Here is a 21,952-nt window from a genome sequence, read left to right on the forward strand (position 1 = left end):
ATCAGGCTACAGCGCGGTGTAGCCGCCGTCGACGAGGTAGTACCCGGCGGTCATGAAGGACGCGTCCTCCGACAGCAGGAACGTGGTCAGGGCGGCGACCTCCTCGGGGCGGCCGAGCCGGCCGAGGGGGTGCTTGGCGGCGAGTCCCTCGAGAACGCCCTCCGGGGCGTTCTTCAGCAGCGGGGTCTCGATGTAGGCCGGGCCGACCGCGTTGATCCGCACGCCCCGCTGCCCGTACTCGACGCCGGCCTGCTTGGTCAGCCCCACCACGCCGTGCTTGGCCGCGGTGTAGGCGCTGTTGCCCTGGGCGGTGGCCACGGTGCCGTGGATGGAGGCCATGTTCACGATGGCCCCTCCGCCGGCCTGCTCGATGGCGGGCAGCTGGTAGCGCATCCCGAACATCACGGCGTGCAGGTCGATCTGGACGGTGCGCACCCAGGCGTCGATGTCCGACTCGCCGACGGCGTCCGCGGACCCTGCGATCCCGGCGTTGTTGACGGCCAGGTGCAGGCCGCCGTAGGTCTGCTGGGCGAACTCGACCGCCGCCGCGCAGTCCTCGGCCTTCGACACGTCCTGGCGGAACCCGGCGGCGGTGCCGCCGGCGGCCATGATCGCCTGGACGACGTCGTCGATGCGCTTCGTGTCGATGTCGGTGACGACGACCTTCGCGCCCTTGGCCGCGAGGTCCTTGGCGCAGGCCTCACCGATGCCCGAGGCGGCACCGGTGACGAGGGCTACCTTGCCCGAGAGATCAGCCATGATGTGCTCCTTGCTGTAGGACGAACAGGTCCTCCCAGTCTGGCCCGCCCCTTCCGCGCCCCCACGGGGGCGCGCGAGGAGTTCACCGGGATTTCTTCCCCGGCGCCCTCCCCGCGCGGCCGCGTGCGGTCCAGCGGCTCGGTCCCGCGGCACGGTCTTGCTGTGCGGGCCTCACCGCGCGGGTCTCACTGCACTGTCCCGCCCGCCGGGCTCACCCCTCGGCGGCGTCCTCCGCCTTCGCGGCGTCCTTGCGCTCGCGCAGGGCGGTGGAGTCGGCCTCCTGGGCGGCCTTCTGCTCGCGGACCACCTCGGTGAGCAGCTTGGTCATCTCCTTGGCCACGCCGGCCGCCGACTGGGGGTTCTGCCCGGTCACGAGCCGGTCGTCGACCACCACGTTCTCCGCCCAGTTGGGCGCGGGGCGGAAGTCGGCGCCCTGCTCCACGAGCTTGTCCTCGAGCAGGAACGGGACGACGTCGGACTTGCCGACCTCGTCCTCCTCCTTGTTGGTGAACGCGGTGACCTTCCGGCCCTCCACGATGCGCAGGCCGTTGGCGAGCTCCACGTCCACGAGCCCCGAGGGCCCGTGGCACACGGCTCCCACGATGCCGCCGGCGTCGTGCACGGCCGCGACGAGCTTCTGCAGGTCAGGATTGCCCGCGAAGTCCCACATGGTGCCGTGCCCACCCACGAGGTAGACGGCGTCGTACTGGCCGGGATCCACCACAGAGATCCGCGGGGTGTTGTACAGGGAGGCCCGGACCGTCTCGTCCTCGAGGTACTGCCGCTGGATCTCGTCCTCCTCGTCCTTGCCGTCCTGCGGGGGCTGCCCGCCGGCGATCGAGGCGAAGTCGACGAAGTACCCGGCGTCGCGGAACACCTTCCACGGGTGGGCTGCCTCGCCGACGAAGTAGCCGGTGGGCTCCCCCGTGTCGCCGAGGGTGTCATGGCTGGTGAGAACGAGCAGAACCTTCTTCATGGTCTCGATGTCCACGTCTGTCCTTCCGTCGGGCGGCGGGCGCGGGGACGCCCGCCGGGCGTCCGGCCAGCATAGGGTCGCGGGGCCGCCGGGAGCCCGCCTGTTCGCTCCCGGCCCAGACCGCAGCGCCCCCTCCCCTGGTAGGGTCGTTGACAGCTCAACGACCCCGTCCCCGCTCTCGAAAGGACCGACCATGAGCCTCTCCAACGCAATCCTCCGTGGCGTCTCCGGCGCCTACCTGCTCCAGTCCGGCTACGGCAAGAAGGACCTCCCGACGGAGGCCGCCGAGGGTCTCAAGCAGTTCGCCGCCACCGGCGTCCCGCAGTTCAAGGAGTGGGACGCGGACACCTTCGGCAAGTTCGTGGCGTGGTCGGAGATGGGCATCGGCGCCGCCCTGCTGACCCCGTTCGTCAACAAGCGGGTGGCGGGCCTGGCCCTCGGAGCGTTCTCCGCGGGGCTGCTGACCATGTACTTCAAGAACCCTGCGATGACCCAGGAGGACGGCATCCGCCCGTCCGAGGCCGGCACCGGCCTGTCCAAGGACATCTTCCTCGCCGCGATCGCCGGCGCCCTGGTGACCTCCAAGTAGGTTCTGCCCAGGAGCTCCGCAGCGGGTGCCGCCGGTCCTGACGGATCGGCGGCACCCGCTTCTTCATGCCCTCCTCCGGCCCGCCTTCGTCCCGGCCGGGCAGGGCTCCGCCGCTTAGGACGTCCGGGGTGGGCGGGAGAATGGGCCCATGACGACGACGGCGCACCGCCGGGCGCGCCCTGTTCCCGGTGCCGATCGCACCGCTCCTGCAGGGGAGCGGGTGCTCGACGCCGGTGTCCGCGCAGAGGTGCGGGCCGTCGTCGGGGTGCTCGTGGACTCCGCCAGGGCCGAGGCGCAGGAGGCCGGGCGTCAGCTGCGCTGCCTCTACCGGCTCTGGCTGCTGGCGTGGGAGGACCGGGAGATCGACTGGATCTCCTCGGCGGAGGTCGGGAGTCGTCCCGGTCGAGGCCGACGAACGGGCCTGCTCCCTCCTGGAGACGGAGGACCAGCTCCTGCTCGACGTCGCCGACGAGATCGGCGCGGCGCTGAACCTGCCGGCGGCCACGGCGCTGGACAGGGTCCGGGAGGCCGTGGTGCTGGGCCTGCACCTGCCGGAGGTGCTGGAGGCGCTGGAGCAGGGCCGGTTCGGTGCCCGCCACGCGGCGGTGATCGCCGACCAGTGGCGCGAGCTCGTCGAGGACCCCGCGTCAGGCGAGGAAGCGCCACCGGAGGCCGTGCGCGGGCTCGTGGCCGAGCTGACGGCGCGGGCGCCGCACTGCACGGTGGCGCAGTTGCGTGCCGTGGCGCGCCGCCGTCGGGCGGTCCTGCTCGCCGAGACCCAGGAGCGGCGGCACCGTCGGGCGCTGGGGCAGCGGCGCGTGTGGGTGGAGCCCGGGGAGGACGGCACGGCCTGTCTGCACGCGGTGCTGGACGCGCCCACCGCGCTCGCGGTCCGGGACCGCCTCGACGCCCTGGTCGGCCGGCTGCGGCCTGCCGAGGAGCTGCGCGCGGCCGGGGAACTGCGCGCGGCCGGGGAACTGCACGCGGCCGGGGCCCGGCGCACCGACGACCAGCTGCGGGCCGACGTCCTGGCCGACCTCCTGCTGGACGGGGAGCTGCCGGACGATCCCGACTTTCCGCGCGGGGTGCGGGGGCAGGTCTCGATCACGGTTCCCGTGCTCACCCTGCTCGCCCCGTCGGGCGCCGCGGGAACCGGCCCCGGCACCGACGGACGCGCCGCACGGACCGACGCGCCGATCCTCTCCGGCTACGGGCCGATCGACCGGGAGACCGCGGAACAGCTCGCCGCGGGCGCGACGGCATGGCACCGGGTCCTCACGCACCCGGTCACCGGCGTCGTCCTGGACCACGACCGCACGGTCTACGCGGTCCCGGCCGGCCTCCGGCGCCGGCTGCTGCTGCGGGACGGGACCTGCCGGTTCCCGGGGTGCCGTCGCCGGGCGGAGCGCTGCGACCTCGACCACACCGTCGCGTGGCAGGACGGTGGGCGGACGGCCGCGGACAACCTCGCGCACCTGTGCCGCCACCACCACCTCGTCAAGCACCGGGACGGAGCGCTGGGCCGGTGGCGGGTGCGGCAGCTGGGCCCCTCCCCCGGCGGAGGGGTGCTGGAGTGGACGTCACCGGGTGGACGGACGTACCGGACCGCCCCGGAGGGAGCCCTGCTGGAGGGGGCGCAGCCGGACGGAGTTGCTCCGGAGCAGGCTGGTCCGGAATGGGCTGGTCCAGAACGGGCCGGTCCGGAACGGGCCGCGGCGGTGATGGCCTCTTCTCCGGGTGCCGTGCCCGGGATCCCGTCATCAGGACCTGCGGATTCGCGGACCGATGACGTCAACGTGCCGGATCCGCCGCCGTTTTGAGCGGGGCACTGGCCGGAGCACCTCAGGTCCGACGTCTTCAGCCCGGGGACCCGTCGCGTCGGACGCCCTCAAGCCTGGATCTATCAGGCCGGAGACCCGTCGGGTCGGACGCCGCCAGGCCCGGCCCCTTCAGGCCGAGGCCCCTCGGGGCGGACGCTGTCAGGCCCGGACCCGACAGACCCGCCTCCCGCAGGCCGGGACCCGTCGCGTCGGACACCGTCAGGCCCCCACCTGTCAGAACCGGACCCGTCGCATCGAACACCGTGTCAGGCCCCCACCTGTCAGACTCGATTCCTTCAGGCCGGCGGCTTCCCCGGGTCCTCGGGCGTGGTCTCGACGGACACCCGGTAGCCCATGCTGTGGGTCTGCCCCGGTTCCAGGCGCACGGCGTTCGCTCCGACGTTCGCGCCCTCCACGCAGACGAAGTCGGTCCAGCCGTCGGCGCCCACATCAGGGAGGGCCGCGGCCTTCTCGGCCCAGGGGTTCCACACCACGGTGTTCTGCGACCCGGTCTTGCGGATCCGCAGCACGCGGCCGAGCACGGGGTCCACGACCGCCACGTCGGCGGACGACTCGTAGACCCGGTCGACCTCTCCCTCGGGGGTGAGCTCGCCCTCCTGCACGCAACCGTCCTGGTCCAGGACCTTGTCGCGGTAGGCGGCCCCGTCGAGTCCCTCGACGCGGACCCGGTGCACGTCGCCCACCACGAGGTAGGCGTGCAGGGCCTCCTCGAAGTCGAAGGCGTGGTCGTCGGTGTTGGTCACGTTCAGCTGGAGCAGCAGCTCCGGGCCGAAGCGCACCGAGTACTCGGCCTCGAACCGGTGCGGGAACTGCTCCCGGTGGGCGGGGTCCTTGATGTCCGTGTCATGGAGCCGGTAGACGATCACGGCCTCGTGGTCGGAGGACTCGCGGGTCTCCACGTGCCACGGCGTCGTGCGGGCGAAGCCGTGCTTGGGCTCGCGGCCGCCCGAGGCGCCGTCCGCGAACCACGGGAAGCAGATCGGCACCCCGCCCCGGATGGGGCTGCCCTTCTCGAGAGCCGTGCTCGGGGACAGCCACAGCACCGGGGCGTGGCCCGTGGGGATCCAGTCGGTGACGTGCGCTCCCTGGTCGTAGACGGCGCCGGTGGCGTCCGCGCAGGAGAGGAGGCGGGGCTGGGGGAGTTGGCTCATGGCCCCAGGCTAGACGGAGGGCCCGGCCCCCGTCAGGAGGCCGGGCCCTCGGCGCCCGACGGCGCCGGTTGCGCGTTCGCTCGGACCGGGAGCGCACTCATTCCAGGAGTGCGCTCACACCAGGAGCGCAGTCAGACCAGGAGCGCGCTCACAACAGGAGTGCGCTCAGACCGGGCGCCGGTGCGTCAGGCTCAGACCCCGGTCCGCTCGTAGGAGTCGATGGCGCCGGGGCGGCCCTCCATGAACGTCTCCACCTGCTCGCGGTTCGCGCGGAGCTTGGGGTCGTTGTTCAGGTAGTGCTTTGTCTCCCGGGCGATCAGGCCGGAGAGGATGAGCAGCCCGACGAGGTTGGGGATGGCCATGAGCCCGTTCATCACGTCGGCGAAGTTCCACACGACCGCCAGCGGGATGGTGCAGCCCACGAACACCACGGCGGAGAACACCACGCGGTAGGGCATCACGGCCCCGCGGCCGAACAGCCGCTCCATGCAGCGCTCGCCGTAGTAGGCCCAGCCGAGGATGGTGGAGTACGCGAAGAGGATGAGGCCCAGCGTGACCACGAAGTGGCCCCACTCACCCGGCAGACCCTGGCTGAAGGCGTCCCCGGTCATGGTCGCGGCGAAGTCCTCGCCCTGCTCCCAGACACCGGTCGTGATGAGGACCAGGCCGGTGAAGGTCACCACGATGATCGTGTCGATGAAGGTCTGGGTCATGGAGACCAGGCCCTGGCGGACGGGGTGGGTGGTCTGCGCGGCCGCCGCGGCGATGGCGGCCGAGCCCATGCCGGACTCGTTGGAGAAGATGCCCCGGGCCACGCCCATCTGCACCGCGAGCATGATGGCCGAGCCGGCGAAGCCGCCGACCGCGGCGGTGCCGGTGAAGGCGTCGGTGAAGATCAGGGCGATCGCCTGCGGGATGGCCGTGACGTTCACCAGCAGGATGACCATGGCGCTCAGCACGTAGAAGAGGATCATGAACGGCACGAGGCCGGCGGTGACCTTGCCGATGGACTTGATGCCGCCCACCAGGACGGCCAGCGTCAGCGCGGCCAGCACGATGCCGGTGATCCAGGTCGGCAGCCCGAAGGAGCTCTCGACGTTCGAGGCGATGGCGTTGCCCTGGGTCATGTTGCCGATCCCGAAGGCGGCCAGTGCCGCGGCGACCGCGAAGAAGAGACCGAGGAACTTGCCGAAGCCGTTGCGGATGCCGCGCTCCAGGTAGTACTGCGGGCCACCGGAGATCTCGCCCTTCGCGTCCGTGGTGCGGAAGCGGACGCCGAGGAACGCCTCGGAGTACTTGGAGGCCATGCCCAGCAGGCCGGTGACCCACATCCAGAACAGCGCGCCGGGGCCGCCGATCGAGATCGCGGTCGCCACGCCCACGATGTTGCCGGTGCCCACGGTCGCGGCGAGCGCCGTGGTCAGGGCCTGGAACTGGGAGACGTCGCCGCCGCGGGCGTCCGCGTCCTTGCGCTCGAACAGGGCCAGCCGCAGGGCGGAGCCCAGCTTGCGGAACTGCAGTCCGCCGAGGCGGAAGGTCAGGTACAGGCCGGTGAGCAGCAGCAGTGGGATGAGGACGAACGGCCCCCAGATGATGCCGCCCAGCGTGCCGAGGGCGGTCTCAATGGACTCGAGCATGTGGTCTCCCGTGGGTGTCGGGTGGATCGGGGAAGCGGAACGGAGGGCGAATGTGACCTCCGTCTCGGCTGGACGAATCAAATCACACGTCGGCCCCGAGCACGAACATCCGCCGCTCCGGAGGACCTCAGTGTCGCCCCGGACCGTTTCCCCGGTGTTACGCGGCGGTAAGGGGACCGCGGCCTGCGGGCGGGCCGCCCGAGAGCCGGCGGGCCAGCAGCACCGCGACCAGGGCGAGCACCGAGCAGACGGCCATCGACACGGCCATGGGCACCGCGGTGTGCTGGCCCGCGAGCCCGGTCAGCGGGCTGACGAGCCCGCCCATCAGGAACTGGACCAGGCCCAGCACCGCCGACCCCGCACCGGCCCGGCCGGGCACCCGCGACTGGGCGAGCGCCACCGCGTTGCCCATGGTGAAACCGATGCAGGACTGGCCCACGAACAGGTGCGCCAGCGTGGTCCACCCGGTGATCCCCACCAGGATCAGGCCGAGGCCCAGGAGGTTGACCGTGCACATGACCACGACCGCGGCGCGCAGGATCGTGCCGGGCTCCACGCTGTCGACCAGACGGGTGTTGACCACGGCCCCCAGGATCGACCCCCCGGCGTTGACCGCGAAGACCGCGGAGTAGCCGAGCGCCGAGTAGCCGAGCACGTTCTGCACCACGAAGGACGAGGCGGAGATGTAGGAGAACAGGGAGCCGAACACCAGGCCGAAGGTCAGCGCGTAGGCCATGAACGACGGGGTGCGCAGCACCCTCCAGGAGCCGGCGACGACGGCGCCGACCCCGCCGCGGTGGCGCTCGTGCCGCGGCAGGGTCTCCGGGACCACGAGCACCGAGCACGCGAGCATCAGGAGGCCGAACCCGGCGAGCACCCAGAAGACGGTCTGCCACGGGGCCACGGTGGCGATCACCCCGCCCAGCAGCGGTGCCACGACCGGTGCGAGGGACGTGATGGTCGCGAGGATCGAGAACAGCTTGGCGGCCTGGCGCCCGGTGGCGATGTCCGAGACCACGGCCCGGGCGATCACCACGCCCGCCGCACCGGCGGCGCCCTGCACCGCGCGCAGCACCATGACCGTCCCGATGGTCGGGGCCAGCACCACCGCGACGGAGCTGAGCAGGAACAGCACGTTGCCCGCGACCATGAGCCGGTGCCGGCCCAGCACGTCGGACACGGGCCCGAGCAGGAACTGTCCGAGGGCCATGCCGACCATGTAGGTGGTCAGGGTCAGCTGCACCGCGGAGGCCGACGCCCCGTAGTACCCGGCCATGGCCGGCATGGAGGCCAGGTACATGTCCGTGGCCATCGGGCTCACCGCGCTGAGGATGCCCAGCGCCGCCACCAGCACGACCCGGTCCTTGCCGCCGGAGAGGCCCAGCCGGGATCGGACGACGTCGTCGGGGGTCGGTGAGCTCATGGGCCGTCCTTGGGGCGCGGGGAGTCGGAAGCTGTCCCATGCTAGCGGCGCGGGGGACGCTGCCCGCCCCGGCGAGGAGCTGGTGCAGAGCCGGGCGCAGAGCTGGTGCAGGGCCGGGCGCGGGGCCGGCGCAGGGCGCTCTCGGCGCCTGGGAGAATGCCCCCATGAGACTTGCCGTGTACACCGGGGCATCCTTGGGCTCCGACCCCCAGTTCGTCGAGGCCGCCCGGGCCTTCGCCACCGCTCTCGCCCGCCGCGGAGTGGGCATCGTCTACGGCGGAGGGCACGTGGGCCTGATGGGCGCCGTCGCCGACGCCGCGCTCGCAGCCGGCGGCGAGGTGATCGGGGTGATGCCGCAGTCCCTGGTCGACGACGAGACCGCCCACACGGGCCTGACCGAGCTGCGGGTGGTGCAGACCATGCACGAGCGCAAGGCGGGGATGGCCGACCTCGCGGACGGCTTCGTCGCGCTGCCCGGCGGGCTGGGCACCCTGGAGGAGATCTTCGAGGCCTGGACCTGGCTCCAGCTCGGCGTGCACGCCAAGCCGGTGGGCTTCCTCAACGTCTCCGGGTACTGGACGCCCCTGCTGGACGCGGTCGCCTCGATGTCCGCGGCCGGGCTCGTGCGTCCCGACTACCTGGCCGCCGCCGTGGTCGCCGAGGACGCGGACGAGCTGCTGGCCCGTTTCGCCGGGTGGCAGGCGCCGCGCCGGCGCTGGGCCGAGCGGGCCGTTCCCGGCGCCGACGCGCCCGTGACCCGTCCTGCCCCTAGGATGTAGGGCGATGACCGAGCAGACACCCTCCCCCGCCGAGGGGCCCGCGCAGGGCCCCGTCCCCGAGGCGTTCCACCGCCAGCCGTACTCCTTCGTGCGCCGCGGCGACCGCCTCACCGCCCGCCGCCAGAAGGCGTGGGACGACTGGGCGCCCAGCCGGGTGCTCGACGTCCCGCGCGTGCGCACGGACACCTCCGTGCACCCGGACCACGACTTCGACGCCGCCGCCGCATTCGGGTGCGAGGCGCCCCTGGTGGTGGAGATCGGCTCGGGGCTGGGCGAGGCCATCGTGAACGCCGCCGCCCAGGAGCCCGGCCGGAACTACCTCGCCGTCGAGGTGTACAAGCCCGGGATCGCGGACCTGCTGCTCAAGGCGAGCCAGGCCGGCGTGGACAACGTCCGGGTGGTGCAGGCCAACGCCCCCGAGGTCCTGGAGCACATGCTCGCCCCGGCCTCGGTCGACGAGCTGTGGGTGTTCTTCCCGGACCCGTGGCACAAGACCCGCCACCACAAGCGGCGCCTGGTCTCCCCCGCGTTCGCGGAGCTCGCCGCCCGGGTGCTGAGGCCGGGCGGACTGTGGCGCCTCGCCACGGACTGGCAGGAGTACGCGCTGGTGATGCGCGAGGTGCTCGACGCGTCCCCGCACTTCGAGAACCTCCACCCCGGCCCGCTCGCCGACGACGCCCGGCCCGACGTGGGCTGGGCCCCCCGCTGGGAGGGCAGGATCCTGACGAGCTTCGAGCGCAAGGCGCAGGAGGCCGGCCGCGTCCCGCGCGACCTGACCTACCGCCGCCTGCCCTGAGCACGGGCACCGGCCCGGGACGGGGCGCTCAGCGGCCCTGCTGCGGGGGCCGGTAGAGCACGACGGCCTGCGAGATCTTCCGGGCGCGGGGCCGCGAGCCGCGCGCCATCCGGACGATGTCCCCGCCGACGCCGGCGGCGAAGATCCGGGAGGACTCCTCGGCCCGCTCCCGGGCCTCCTCGAGCTCCCTCGTCAGCTCCGTGACCCTGGACCGCAGGGCGGCGACCTGGTTCTCCAGCTGCAGGATCCGCCGGATCCCCTCGAGGGACACCCCCTGCTGGGACAGCACCTGGATCTGCTGCAGCTTCTCGATGTCGCGCTGCGAGTAGCGGCGCGCCCGGCCGGGCGCCCGGGACGGCTTGACCAGGCCCAGTCTGTCGTACTGGCGCAGCGTCTGCGGGTGCATGTCCGCGATCTCCGCGGCCACGGAGATCACGAACAGCGGCTGGTCGGCGTCCAGGGCCATCTCAGACCTGCGCCTTCCGGGCCAGGTCGGCCCGCGGGTCCTCGCTCGCGGTCGCCTCGGCGAACGCGCGGACGGCGGCCCGGGCCTCCTCGTCCAGCTCGGCCGGGACGTGCACCTCGACGGTCACGATGAGGTTGCCCGTGCCCTTCGACGTGGTGAAGCCGCGGCCCTTGACGCGGAACCGGCGGCCCGACGACGTGCCCTCCGGGACCTTGACCCGCACGGTGCCGCCGTCGAGCGTGGGCACCTCGATCGTGGCGCCGAGCGCCGCCTCGGGGAACGTGATCGGCACGGTGACCTCGACGTCGTCCGTGCCCGGCACCCGGGTGAAGAACGGGTGGGGGCGCACGTGCACGGTGACGTAGAGGTCGCCGGAACCGCCGGGCCCGGAGTGGCCCTTGCCCGCCAGCTTGAGCTTCTGCCCGTCCCGCACGCCCTGCGGCACCCGCACGGTGGTCTCCTGGCCGTTGCCGCGGCGCAGCTTGACGGTGGTGCCGTGGACCGCGGAACGGAACGGGATGGTGGTCTCCGTCCGGATGTCCTCGCCGCGCGCGGGCGGGGCCTGGCGGCCGCCGTAGCCCCCGGGCGCGCCGTACCCGCCGGGACCGCCGAACTGGGAGAACAGGTCCTCGAAGCCGGGCCCGCCGCCGTAGCCTCCGCCACCGGTGGTGGTGTAGGTGGTGCGACGGCGTCCGCCGCCGCCGAAGATGTCGCCGAAGAGGTCCTCGAAGTTCGCGGACCCGCCGGCGCCACTGGGACCCCCGGCGGTGAAGCGGGCGCCGGAGCCCATGGCGCGGATCGCGTCGTACTGCTTGCGCTCCTCGGGATCGGACAGGACGGAGTTGGCCTCCGTGATGTCCTTGAACCTCCGCTCGGCCTCCGGGTCCCCCTGGTTCTGGTCCGGGTGGTACTGGCGGGCGAGCTTGCGGTACGCCTTCTTGATGTCGGCGTCGGACGCGTCCTTGGAGACGCCGAGGATGCTGTAGAAGTCCTTGTCGATCCAGTCCTGGCTGGCCATGACGCCTCCTTTCTGTGGGGCCGGTCGGGGACCCGCCGTCGGCGGGCCCGCGGATGGGGAGTCCTGCGGTGGTCCCCGCTCCCGCGGGGACCGGGGACGGGAGGGGAGGCCCGTTGCCGGACCTCCCCTCCTCACGTCTCGGTCAGGCCTGGACCGGCCTCACTCGGCGACGGCGACGGCGACCTGGGCCGGCCGCACCACGCGCTCGCCGATCCTGAAGCCGGAGCGCAGCACCATCGCGACCTGGTCGGGCTCGACCTCGCTCGTGGGCTGCTGCAGCACGGCCTCGTGGACGTTCGGGTCGAACTTCTCCCCGACGGCACCGATGCGGGACAGCCCCTGGCGGACGAGGATCTCCTCGAGCTTGTTCGCGATCGACGCGAACGGGCCCTCGGAGAGGTCCCCCGCCTGGCGGGCGGCGTCGATGTCGTCGAACACCGGCAGCAACGCCTGCAGGAGGTCGCCGGTCACGAAGGTGCGCAGCTGCTCCTTCTCACGGGCCGTCCGGTGCTTGAAGTTCACGAACTCGGCCTGCAGCCGGCGCAGCTCCTCGAGGCGCTCCGCGGCCAGGAGCGCGTCCTCCGAGGCGGTCTCCGCGGCGGCCCCCTGGTCGGCCGACTCGGCGTCGGTCGACTGCGGGGTGCCGAGGATGTCGTCCACGGTCAGGCCCTCCGGGCCGGCCTCCCCCTCCTGGGGGCGGCCGGCGCCGGCGGTCTCCGCGGTGCCCTCGACGGGCTCGTCCGGCGTGCGCCCGGCGTCGCCCGCCGGGTTCTGGTCGGGATCGGGCGTGGAGTCGGGCATGCTCACTTCTTCTCGTCCTCGTCGTCGACGACCTCGGCGTCGACGATGTCCTCGTCACCGGCGGCCCCGCCGGTGGCACCGGCACCGGGGGCGCCCTCGGCGCCGTCCGCGGAGGCCTGGGCGTAGAGGGCCTCGCCGAGCTTGGTCTGCGACTGCTGCAGCTTGTCGTAGGCGGTCTTCACGGCGTCGTCGTCCTCGCCCTCGAGGGTCTTCTTCAGGTCGTCGACGTCGGACTGGACCTCGGACTTGACGTCCGCGGGCAGCTTCTCGTCGTTCTCCTTGAGGAGCTTCTCGACGGAGTAGGCCTGCTGCTCGGCGTTGTTGCGCAGGTCCGCGGCCTCGCGGCGCTTCTTGTCGGCCTCGGCGTTGGCCTCGGCGTCCTTGACCATGCGGTCGATGTCCTCCTTGGACAGCGAGGTGCCGCCCGTGATGGTCATCGACTGCTCCTTGCCGGTGCCCTTGTCCTTGGCGGACACGTGCACGATGCCGTTGGCGTCGATGTCGAAGGTGACCTCGATCTGCGGCATGCCGCGCGGGGCCGGCGCGATGCCGGTCAGCTCGAAGGTGCCCAGGTTCTTGTTGTCCCGGGTGAACTCGCGCTCGCCCTGGAAGACCTGGATGGACACGGACGGCTGGTTGTCCTCCGCGGTGGTGAAGGTCTCGGACCGCTTGGTCGGGATGGCCGTGTTGCGCTCGATGAGCTTGGTCATCACGCCGCCCTTGGTCTCGATGCCCAGCGACAGCGGGGTCACGTCGATCAGCAGGACGTCCTTGCGGTCGCCCTTCAGCACGCCGGCCTGGATGGCGGCGCCGACGGCGACGACCTCGTCCGGGTTGACGCCCTTGTTGGGCTCCTTGCCGGCGAGCTCCTTGACCTTGTCGTAGACGGCCGGCATGCGGGTCGAGCCGCCGACGAGGACCACGTGGTCGATGTCGGCCACGGAGATCCCGGCCTCGGCGATGACGTCCTTGAAGGGCTTCTCGGTCCGGGCCAGGAGGTCGCGGGTGAGCTCCTCGAACTTGGCGCGGGTAAGCCGCTCGTCCAGGTGCACCGGGCCCTCGGGGGTGACGGACAGGTACTGCAGGGAGATGTTGGTGCTGGTCGCGGAGGACAGCTCCTTCTTGGCCTGCTCCGCGGTCTCCTTGAGGCGCTGCAGGGCGATCTTGTCCTTGGACAGGTCCGCACCGGTCCTGGACTTCACCTGCTGGAGCAACCAGTCGACGACGCGCTGGTCCCAGTCGTCGCCGCCGAGGCGGTTGTCGCCGGCGGTGGCGCGCACCTGGATGGTGGAGAACTGGTCCTCGTCCTTGCCGACCTCCAGCAGGGAGACGTCGAAGGTGCCGCCGCCGAGGTCGAAGACGAGGATGAGCTCGTCCTCCTTGCCCTTCTCCAGGCCGTAGGCCAGGGCCGCGGCGGTGGGCTCGTTGACGATGCGCAGCACGTTGAGACCGGCGACCTCACCGGCCTCCTTGGTGGCCTGGCGCTCGGCGTCGTTGAAGTACGCCGGGACGGTGATGACGGCGTCGGTGACCTTGTCGCCGAGGTAGGACTCGGCGTCGGTCTTGAGCTTCATGAGGATGCGGGCCGAGATCTCCTGCGGCGTGTACTTCTTGCCGTCGATCTCCTTGCTCCACGAGGTGCCCATGTGGCGCTTGACGGAGGCGATGGTGCGCTCCACGTTGGTGACGGCCTGGCGCTTGGCGATGTCGCCGACCAGGGTCTCGCCGTCCTTGGAGAAGGCGACGACGGAGGGCGTGGTGCGGTTGCCCTCGGCGTTGGCGATGACCGTGGGCTCGCCGCCCTCGAGCACCGCCACGCAGGAGTTGGTGGTGCCGAGGTCGATTCCTACTGCACGGGACATGGGGAGTTCTCCTTCGTGTCGAGCTGAACCGGGTGGGCCGCGGCGGCCCGCGCACCGGAGGTCTCAGGGTCTTGAGTTTTCCTGGCTCAAGTCTGCCACGTGAGCATCCGATGTCAAGTTAAGTTGAGTGTCCTCCACTCAACTATGGGACCGGCGGCACGGCCCGCCGATGTGAGTTCCCCCGCACCCGCCGACCAGCGGCGACACCGTTCGGTAAGGTGGAACGTTGCGTCCGCGCCCTGGGCCCGCCCCGATCCCCTCCGGCCCGCCCCGGCGCGACCTCCCCGGCCCCGGCACGTCCGGGCCCGACACCTCAGGGCACGACCCGAACGAAACGTCCGCACGCATACGAAACCGCACGCACCGATCCCACCGGAGGAATTCCGTGAACACACCCCCCAGTCCGCCGCCCTCCGCGCCGAGCAGGCCGGAGTCCCCGCAGCAGTCCGCGTCCGGCCGCGCCGCCCGCCGCCGCGCCTCCTACCCGCGCGGGCTCCACCCCGCCCTCGTCCCCGGCCTCTCCGTCGAGGACCAGAACCTGCGCCACGGCACCGACCGGACGGTCCTGCTCGTGACCGCCGTCCTCATCGCCGCGTTCGTCGCCTGGGGCGTCCTCTCCACCGAGTCCCTCACCGCGGCCTCGGGCGCCGCCCTCACCTGGGTCACCGCCAACACCGGCTGGTTCTTCACGCTGCTGTCCACCGCGGCGGTCGTGTTCATGCTGGTCGTCGGCTTCGGCCGCACCGGCCGCATCCCGCTGGGCATGGACGACGAGAAGCCCGAGTACTCCTTCTTCTCCTGGCTGTCCATGCTCTTCGCCGCCGGCATGGGCATCGGCCTGATGTTCTACGGCGCCTCCGAGCCCCTGAGCCACTTCGGCGCCGCCGTGCCCGGCTTCGCCGCCGAGGCCGGCTCCGAGGAGATGACCGTCCGCGCGCTCGTGCAGACCGCCTTCCACTGGGGCCTGAACCCCTGGGCCATGTACGCCGTGGTCGGCGCCGCCATCGCCTACGGGGCGTTCCGCCGCGGCCGCGCCCCCCTGATCAGCCGCATCTTCGTGCCGCTGCTGGGCAAGCGCCGCGCCGAGGGCGGACTGGGCCGGCTCATCGACGTCTTCGCGATCTTCGCGACGCTCTTCGGCACCGCCGCCTCCCTGGGCATCGGCGCCCTGCAGATCTCCCACGGCCTCGAGCTCGTCGGCGGCTGGGGGCCCTTCGGCAACGGCGCGGTCATCGCGATCATCGCCGTGCTGACCGCCGCCTTCATCGTCTCCGCCGTCTCCGGCGTGGCCCGCGGCATCCGCCTGCTCTCCAACACCAACCTGGTCCTGGCGTTCGCCCTGGCCCTGTTCGTGTTCGTGGCCGGCCCGACCGTCCTGATCCTCGACCTGGTCCCCGCCGTGTTCAGCACCTACCTGCTGGACTACCTGCAGATGACCGGACGCACCGCGGCCTGGGGCGAGGAGACCGCCGCCTTCACGGGCAGCTGGACCGTCTTCTACTGGGCCTGGTGGCTCTCCTGGTCCCCGTTCGTGGGCATGTTCATCGCCAAGATCTCCCGCGGGCGCACGCTGCGCCAGTTCGTGACCGTGGTCCTGGTCGTCCCCTCCTCCATGTGCGTGCTGTGGTTCGTCGTGATCGGCGGGACCGCCCTGCACCTGCAGCGCACCGGCACGAACCTGGCGGCCGCGGGCGGGCAGGAGGCCGTGCTGTTCGGCCTGCTCGACGCCCTGCCGCTGGGCGCCGTGACGTCCGTCCTCGCCATGGTCGTCATCGCCATCTTCTTCGTCACCAGCGCCGACTCCGCCGCCATCGTCATGGGCACCCTCTCCCAGCGGGGCGACCCCGAGCCGAACCGCGGGATCGTCGCCTTCTGGGGCGTGTGCCTGGGCGCGATCGCCATCGTGATGATGCTCGCGGGCGGGGACGACGCCCTCGCCGGCATGCAGAACCTCGTGACCGTCTCGGCGCTGCCCTTCGCGGTGGTCGTCGCGTTCCTCATGGTCGCCTTCTACAAGGACCTCCGCAGCGACCCCGCCACCATCCGCAGCCAGTTCGCGCGCTCCGCCGTGGACAAGGCCGTGATCCACGGGATCGAGGAGCACGGCGACGACTTCGCCCTGCAGGTCGAGCACGCCAACGGCTCGCGGGCCGCCGGCGAGACCTTCGACTCCCACGACCCGGCGGTGACCGACTGGTACCGGGAGGCCGATCTGCAGACCGAGCCGCAGACCGATCAGACCGGGACGCAGCAGCCTGCCGGGCGGGCCGCGGACGGGACCGCGGAGGGATCCGCGGAGGAGCCCGCCGGGGCCTCGTCCCGGGGCTGAGCCGCCGCCCGGGCGCGGGCGGGAGGGAACGGCAAGCCCACTTCCCGCTCGCACCCGGGCCCGCATAGAATGCTCTCCATGCATCCGATCGCCACCGTGGCCGCCGGTCCGGCCCGCCCTGCCGTGGTCGCGAGCTGTGCCCCCGGGAGACCCGTCAGCCCGTGATCGACGTCGACCTCCACCTCAGCCCGGCGGTCGCGGCGGCCAACACCGCGGGCGCCACCCTCGCCCGGCTCCTCCCCCGGCCGGACCGCCGCCCCTTCCTCATCGGCATCGACGGCCGCTCGGGGGCGGGCAAGTCCACGCTCGCCGAGCAGCTCGTCGCCGTCCTGCGGCCCGTCCGGGACGTCACCCTCTTCCACCTCGAGGACCTCTACCCGGGGTGGGACGGGCTGGAGGCGGGCGTGCGCACCTACGTCGACACCGTCCTGACCCCCCTGCGCGCCGGTCACGACGCGGAGTGGACGGCGTGGGACTGGGTCACCGACTCCCCCGGCACCCCGCGGCTGACCCGCGTGGCCGAGGTCGTCGTGCTCGAGGGCGTGGGCGCGTGCAGCGCCGCGGCCCGCGAGCTGCTCGACGTCTCCGTGTGGGTGGAGCTGCCCACCGTCCTGCGCTACGACCGGGCGCTCAGCCGCGACGGCGAGTACTACGCCCGGCACTGGGACCGCTGGGCCGCCCAGGAGGACGCCTACCTCGCCACGGACCCCGTCTGGGACCGCGTGGACATCCTGCACCCCGGCCCCGTCTGCTGAGCCGGCGCCCGCACCGCCCGCCCGGACGACCCGCACCATGGCCCCTCCGGCGACCGACCCCCAGGAGGAACCCGTGACCAGCACCGTCGTCGTCCTGGACCCCGCCCGCCCGGAGGGCGCCCTCGTGGACCCGTCCGTCCCCCTCGTGCGGATCGACGACCAGGGCCTGACCCGCGGGGACGGCGTGTTCGAGACCATGCGCGCCGTGGACGGCCGGGTGCAGAAGTTCTCGGCCCACCACCGGCGCCTCACCGCGTCCACCCGGCTGGCCCAGCTGCCCGTCCCCTCGGAGGAGCTCTGCCGCCGCGCGGTCGAGCTGGCCCTCGCGCACGCGGCCCCCGGCGGTGACGGCGGGCTGGGGGCCGAGCACAGCGTCAAGATCACGGTCAGCCGCGGCACCCCGGAGGACGGGCCGTGGTCCTGGATCGTGGTGAGCCCCGTGCCGGAGTCCACGTTCCGGCAGCGGAGGGAGGGCGTCGACGTGGTGCTGCTGCCCCGCGGGCACGACCCCGCCCACGACGCCGGGTACCCGTGGCTGCTGCCCGGCGCCAAGACCCTGTCCTACGCGATCAACATGGCCGCCCTGCGGCACGCCCGCTCGCTCGGGGCGGAGGAAGCGATCTTCACCGCCGGCGGCCGCCGCGTGCTGGAGGGGGCGACGTCGTCCGTGGTGTGCGCGCGCGTGCGGGACGGGAACCGCGTCCTGGTCACCCCGGAGCCCTCGCACGGGATCCTGCCGGGCACCACACAGGCCAAGATCTTCGACGCCGCCCGCCGGGACGGCTGGGAGCTCGGCTACGGGCCGCTGTACCCGGCGGACCTCATGACCTCGGACGCCGTGTGGCTCGTCTCGAGCGTGCGGCTCGCCGTGCCGGTGCGCCGCCTCGACGCCCAGCCCCTGCCCGTGGACCCGGGGCTGACCCGGTTGGTCACCGGCTACGTCACAGCGGACTGATCCATGGGCTGATCCGCGGCTTTCTCCGCCGCCTGAGCGCCGGGCCCGGGCGCTCCTGCCCGGACCCGATGCTCATGCCCAGATGAACCGGTGCTGCCCGGCCAGCACCGACACGACCGGCCCCGCCGCGGCGAGGAGCGCGCACGCGCCCAGCACCACGGCGTCCCGCCACGACCGCCGGGGCACCCGCGCCCAGGTGCGGGGACCCGCCCCGAAGCCGCGGGCCTCCATGGTCACGGACAGCCGGGTGGCCCGGCGCAGGGACTGCACGAGCAGCGTGAACGCCTGGCCGCCGAACTCCCGGAGCGCCGCCGCGGGGCCGTGGCCGGACCCGGCGCCGCGGGCGCGGCGGGCCATGGCGAGCGTGTTCCACTCCGCCACCATGACCCCCACGAGGCGCAGGGCCGCGAGGGAGGCGAGCACGAAGCGGGCCGGCAGCCGCACCGTCTGGGCGAGGCCGTCGGCGAGGTCCGTCGGGTCGGTCGTCAGCAGCACCAGCAGCCCGGGCAGCGCCAGGGCCAGTCCGCGCAGGGCGATCGCCGCGCCCGCGGCCACCGACCCGGCCGAGATCTCGGTGACGCCCAGGTCCAGCAGCACGGGTCCCGAGTCCTCGGCGAGCAGGGCCGTGCCCCATCCGCTGACGAGCGCCGCGACCACCACGGGCCACGCCCTCAGCAGCAGGGCGAGCGGCCGCTGCCCCGCGAGCCCGAGGAGCAGGAGCTCCCCCAGCAGGACGACGCCGGAGGTCACGGGGTCCGCGCTGACCACGAGCACCGCGGTGAGCAGCAGCGCCCCGGCCAGCTTGACCACGGCGTCGGCGCGGCCCAGCAGGGAGCGCCGGGCGGCCGGGAGCAGGACGTCAGCGCTCACCGGCTCCCCTCCCCGGTCGTGCCCGCCGGGCGGAGGACCCGCGGCGGGTGCTCGCCCAGGTCCAGGACGTCCGCGCCGAGCGCGCGGACGAACTCGGCGTCGTGGGTCACGGCGAGCACGGACGTGCCGGCCTCCACGAGCCCGACGAGCAGGTCCACGAGCTCGGCCCAGGTCAGGGCGTCCTGGCCGAACGTGGGCTCGTCGAGGACGAGGACGTCGGGGGCCGTGGCGAGCACCGTGGCCACCGACAGGCGGCGCTGCTCGCCGCCGGAGAGCGTGAAGGGGTTGGCCTCGGCCACGTGCGCCAGCCGCAGCCGGTCGAGCAGCTCGTCCGCGCGGCGGCGGCGCTCCTCCGGTCCCGCGCCGGCCAGGCGGGGACCGTGCTCCAGCTCGTCCCGCACGGTGGGGCGCAGGAACTGGTGCTCGGGCTCCTGGAAGACCGTGCCGATCCGGGCCACGAGCTCCCGCCCGCTCCACGCCAGCGGGTCGGGGCCCGCACCGCGCTCCAGCCCCGGGTGGGCGGTGACGGTCCCGCGCACGGGGGCGAGCAGGCCGGCCAGGGTCAGGGCCACGGTGGACTTCCCGGCGCCGTTGGGTCCGGTCAGCGCGAGGACCCGGCCGCGGCGCAGCACCGCGTCCACGTCCGCCACGGCCGGCGGCAGGTCGCGGCCGGCGGCGGCGTCGGTCGCGGGCCGCCCCGTCCGCAGGGCGCGGCGGCGGGCCCGCAGCTGCCGCCGAGTGGGCTGCCGGCGGGAGACGGACAGGTCCCCCGCCGTGAGCAGGGGCACCGCGGGCGCGTCCGGTGCACGGGGGGCCGGCCGGGTCGGCGGCACCCAGCCGGGCACCCACACGCCCGCCGCGCGCAGCTCGTCGGCGGCGGCGCCGAAGACCTCCGCGGGGGGACCGTCGTGGGTGATCCCGCCCCCGCGGCCCAGGACGACCACACGGTCGACGGCGTCCGCCCACACCGCCGTGCGGTGCTCCACGACCACGAGGGTCGCCCCGCTGCGCTCCAGGCACGAGAGCACGGCGTCGCGGACCTGCTCGACCCCGGTGGGGTCGAGGTTGGCCGTCGGCTCGTCGAGCAGCAGCAGCCCGGGGTCCATGGCCACGGCGCCCGCGAGCGCCAGGCGCTGCTTCTGCCCGCCGGACAGGGCGGAGGTGGAGTGGTCCAGCGGCAGGTTCAGGCCCACCTGGTCGAGGGCCTCGCGCACGCGGGGCCAGATCTGCTCGCGCGGCACGGCGAGGTTCTCGAGGCCGAAGGCGGTGTCGTCGCCGATCCGGGAGAGCACGACCTGCGACTCGGGGTCCTGCTGCACGAGCCCCGCGCGCCCCCGGGCCTGCTCCGGGGAGACGCCGTCCAGCAGCAGCTCGCCGAGCCGGGACTGCCCGTCGTCGTCGTGCAGGACGCCCGCGAGGGCGTGGAGGAGGGTGGACTTCCCGGCCCCGCTGGGACCGAGCAGCAGCACCCGCTCGCCCGGCTCGAGGACGAGGTCGACCCCGTGCAGCGCGGGCTCGGCCCGGCCGGGGTGGTGCCAGCCGAAGCCGTGGGCCTCGACCCGGGCCCCGCGCGCGGCGGCCACGGGGGCCGCCGCCGCGGCGGTCGCGGTCATCGCCGGGCGGCCCGGCCCGAGGCCAGCCCGTCCAGCACCCCGGTGCGGGCCAGCGCCTTCGTGGCGGCCCACATGAGCAGGCCCGCCAGCACCGCCCCGGACAGGGCGGCCAGGACCACGTAGACGACCTGGTGGGAGAGGGCCCACTCGTAGTTGTAGAGCAGGTTCTCGCTCACGCCGAGGAAGATCCCGCTCACCGCGCCCGCGGCGGCGGCGACGAGGGCGTTGTAGCGGCGGTAGCGCACGGCGGCGAAGACGAGCTCGGCGCCGATGCCCTGGACCAGCCCGGAGATGACGACGGTCCAGCCGAAGTGGGTGCCGAGGAAGCCCTCGATCACCGCGGCGAGGAGCTCCACGAAGAGTGCGGCCCCGGGCTTGCGGATCACGAGCCCGCCCAGCACGCCGGCCACCAGCCAGCCGCCGGCGATCAGGCCCACGGACGGCGGGTAGGCGACCGAGGCCGCGGCCACGCCGGGGTAGAGCAGGTTGGACCACGCCCAGAAGACGACCGCGCACACGGCGGCGAGGACGGCGGCCACGACGATGTCGACGACGCGCCAGGAGCGGTTCCGGGGCGTGCGCGTGCGGTCTGCGGGACGGTGGACGGTGGTGTTCACGGTGTTTCCTCCTGGGCTCAGCGAGCCGACGGTGCCAGGAGGGGAGGGGCGGGCGCACGGGGCCGGGGCCCACGTCCACGAGTCGCCCCTGAGGTGCTCGACTCCCTTCGCCGGTGCTAGCCGGAGCAGGTTCGAGGGTCTGCGGCGATCCGCACTCTCAGCGCCTTGCCGCCGTTGCCGGCGGGGTGCGCTCCCCTGTCGTTTCAGTGCGGCCCAGTCTACCCCCTGCAGGGCGCCGGGCGCGCGCCCGGCGCCAGAGCGGTCAAGCAGGCGTGCGAAGCAGCCGTGGGAAGCAGGCGTGGAGGTCAGGCCGGGAACCGGCCAGGGCACGCAGAGGGCCCGCCCTCGATCCTGGACGGATCACCGGGCGGGCCCTCGGGGAGGGACGGCTCAGACCTCGGACTGGCTCGCGACCTTCGGCCGGGCCTGCATCTTGGCGATCTGGCGGCTGATCGCCACCTTGAGGATGGTCCCCACGAGACCGGTGATCAGCGACCAGATGATGATGTCGGTCCAGGTCTCCTCCGGGTCCGGGTTCCTGGCGGGCGGCGGGTTGCCCGTGATCCGCTGCCAGGCGGCGCCGAGCACCTTCTGGGACAGCGCCACGCCGCCGAGCGAGGCGCCGGTGCCGAGGAGTTCGAGGATCTTGGTGTTCATGGACTGCTGCTCCTTGTCGTCGGGGCGGCGCGGGTGCGCCCTGTCGATCGTGCCCAGC

20 protein-coding genes are annotated in these 21,952 nt (G+C 73.3%); 7 read left to right on the forward strand and 13 right to left on the reverse strand.

The genetic code is table 11. From position 1 onward, the window contains the following. Positions 1–6: 6 nt before the first annotated feature. On the reverse strand, positions 7–759 hold the full coding sequence (locus tag IEW07_RS07595; RefSeq protein ID WP_188535872.1) for an SDR family NAD(P)-dependent oxidoreductase: 753 nt from the start codon (positions 757–759) through the stop codon (positions 7–9). A 211-nt stretch (positions 760–970) separates the two neighbouring features. Continuing rightward, a complete protein-coding gene (locus IEW07_RS07600; RefSeq protein WP_229741642.1) occupies positions 971–1,750 on the reverse strand; it encodes a type 1 glutamine amidotransferase domain-containing protein in 780 nt (259 codons plus the stop codon). 178 nt (positions 1,751–1,928) lie between these two features. Between IEW07_RS07600 and IEW07_RS07605 the strand changes: the two genes are divergently transcribed. Both IEW07_RS07605 and IEW07_RS07610 read left to right on the forward strand, forming a co-directional pair. Further along, complete coding sequence (locus IEW07_RS07605; protein ID WP_188535874.1) at positions 1,929–2,324, forward strand: hypothetical protein; 396 nt, start codon at positions 1,929–1,931, stop codon at positions 2,322–2,324. A gap of 233 nt (positions 2,325–2,557) precedes the next feature. Continuing rightward, complete coding sequence (locus IEW07_RS07610; protein WP_188535876.1) at positions 2,558–4,144, forward strand: HNH endonuclease signature motif containing protein; 1,587 nt, start codon at positions 2,558–2,560, stop codon at positions 4,142–4,144. Between the two features lie 296 nt (positions 4,145–4,440). Here IEW07_RS07610 and IEW07_RS07615 read toward each other — a convergent pair whose 3' ends face one another. The 3 genes from IEW07_RS07615 to IEW07_RS07625 all read right to left on the reverse strand — a co-directional run bounded on the left by IEW07_RS07615 (position 4,441) and on the right by IEW07_RS07625 (position 8,376). Further along, the gene (locus tag IEW07_RS07615; RefSeq protein WP_188535877.1) at positions 4,441–5,316 is read right to left on the reverse strand and encodes a D-hexose-6-phosphate mutarotase; all 876 of its coding nucleotides are present in this window, start codon (positions 5,314–5,316) and stop codon (positions 4,441–4,443) included. Positions 5,317–5,507: 191 nt separating this feature from the next. After that, complete coding sequence (locus tag IEW07_RS07620; protein WP_188535879.1) at positions 5,508–6,953, reverse strand: alanine/glycine:cation symporter family protein; 1,446 nt, start codon at positions 6,951–6,953, stop codon at positions 5,508–5,510. A 157-nt stretch (positions 6,954–7,110) separates the two neighbouring features. Continuing rightward, a complete protein-coding gene (locus tag IEW07_RS07625; RefSeq protein ID WP_188535880.1) occupies positions 7,111–8,376 on the reverse strand; it encodes a multidrug effflux MFS transporter in 1,266 nt (421 codons plus the stop codon). A 164-nt stretch (positions 8,377–8,540) separates the two neighbouring features. Between IEW07_RS07625 and IEW07_RS07630 the strand changes: the two genes are divergently transcribed. Together IEW07_RS07630 and trmB are read left to right on the forward strand one after the other, a co-directional pair. Further along, complete coding sequence (locus IEW07_RS07630) at positions 8,541–9,155, forward strand: LOG family protein (protein WP_188535882.1); 615 nt, start codon at positions 8,541–8,543, stop codon at positions 9,153–9,155. Positions 9,156–9,159: 4 nt separating this feature from the next. Then, positions 9,160–9,951: a tRNA (guanosine(46)-N7)-methyltransferase TrmB gene (gene trmB / locus IEW07_RS07635; protein WP_188535884.1), complete on the forward strand. Its 792-nt coding sequence runs from the start codon at positions 9,160–9,162 to the stop codon at positions 9,949–9,951. Positions 9,952–9,979: 28 nt separating this feature from the next. Here trmB and IEW07_RS07640 read toward each other — a convergent pair whose 3' ends face one another. The 4 genes from IEW07_RS07640 to dnaK form a co-directional block, all read right to left on the reverse strand. After that, positions 9,980–10,417: a heat shock protein transcriptional repressor HspR gene (locus tag IEW07_RS07640; protein WP_188535886.1), complete on the reverse strand. Its 438-nt coding sequence runs from the start codon at positions 10,415–10,417 to the stop codon at positions 9,980–9,982. Position 10,418: 1 nt separating this feature from the next. After that, a complete protein-coding gene (locus tag IEW07_RS07645) occupies positions 10,419–11,435 on the reverse strand; it encodes a DnaJ C-terminal domain-containing protein (RefSeq protein ID WP_188535888.1) in 1,017 nt (338 codons plus the stop codon). Positions 11,436–11,594: 159 nt separating this feature from the next. Then, complete coding sequence (locus IEW07_RS07650) at positions 11,595–12,236, reverse strand: nucleotide exchange factor GrpE (protein WP_371870215.1); 642 nt, start codon at positions 12,234–12,236, stop codon at positions 11,595–11,597. Between the two features lie 2 nt (positions 12,237–12,238). Then, entirely contained in the window at positions 12,239–14,098 is a 1,860-nt protein-coding gene (gene dnaK, locus IEW07_RS07655) for a molecular chaperone DnaK (RefSeq protein ID WP_188535890.1), read from the reverse strand. A 385-nt stretch (positions 14,099–14,483) separates the two neighbouring features. On the opposite strand from dnaK, the gene IEW07_RS07660 reads away from it, so the two are divergent. The 3 genes from IEW07_RS07660 (at position 14,484) to IEW07_RS07670 (ending at position 18,137) form a co-directional block, all read left to right on the forward strand. Next, positions 14,484–16,427, forward strand: coding sequence for a BCCT family transporter (locus IEW07_RS07660; protein ID WP_188535892.1), 1,944 nt, complete (start codon positions 14,484–14,486; stop codon positions 16,425–16,427). A gap of 161 nt (positions 16,428–16,588) precedes the next feature. Continuing rightward, on the forward strand, positions 16,589–17,182 hold the full coding sequence (locus IEW07_RS07665; RefSeq protein WP_188535893.1) for a uridine kinase family protein: 594 nt from the start codon (positions 16,589–16,591) through the stop codon (positions 17,180–17,182). Between the two features lie 73 nt (positions 17,183–17,255). Beyond that, positions 17,256–18,137, forward strand: a complete 882-nt coding sequence (locus tag IEW07_RS07670; protein WP_188535896.1) for an aminotransferase class IV — start codon at positions 17,256–17,258, stop codon at positions 18,135–18,137. Positions 18,138–18,209: 72 nt separating this feature from the next. On the opposite strand, the gene IEW07_RS07675 is transcribed toward IEW07_RS07670, so the two are convergent. The 4 genes from IEW07_RS07675 to IEW07_RS07690 all read right to left on the reverse strand — a co-directional run bounded on the left by IEW07_RS07675 (position 18,210) and on the right by IEW07_RS07690 (position 21,894). Further along, complete coding sequence (locus IEW07_RS07675; protein ID WP_188535898.1) at positions 18,210–19,007, reverse strand: energy-coupling factor transporter transmembrane component T family protein; 798 nt, start codon at positions 19,005–19,007, stop codon at positions 18,210–18,212. Continuing rightward, entirely contained in the window at positions 19,004–20,620 is a 1,617-nt protein-coding gene (locus tag IEW07_RS07680) for an ABC transporter ATP-binding protein (protein ID WP_188535900.1), read from the reverse strand. The genes IEW07_RS07675 and IEW07_RS07680 overlap by 4 nt, the downstream gene beginning before the upstream one ends. Next, entirely contained in the window at positions 20,617–21,237 is a 621-nt protein-coding gene (locus tag IEW07_RS07685; RefSeq protein ID WP_188535902.1) for an ECF transporter S component, read from the reverse strand. The genes IEW07_RS07680 and IEW07_RS07685 overlap by 4 nt, the downstream gene beginning before the upstream one ends. A 390-nt stretch (positions 21,238–21,627) precedes the next feature. Next, positions 21,628–21,894 carry a DUF4235 domain-containing protein gene (locus IEW07_RS07690; protein ID WP_188535903.1) on the reverse strand — a complete coding sequence of 89 codons (267 nt, stop codon included), beginning with the start codon at positions 21,892–21,894 and terminating at the stop codon, positions 21,628–21,630. Positions 21,895–21,952: the final 58 nt, after the last annotated feature.

It is taken from the genome of Kocuria dechangensis (assembly GCF_014636775.1).
GTDB lineage: Bacteria > Actinomycetota > Actinomycetes > Actinomycetales > Micrococcaceae > Kocuria > Kocuria dechangensis.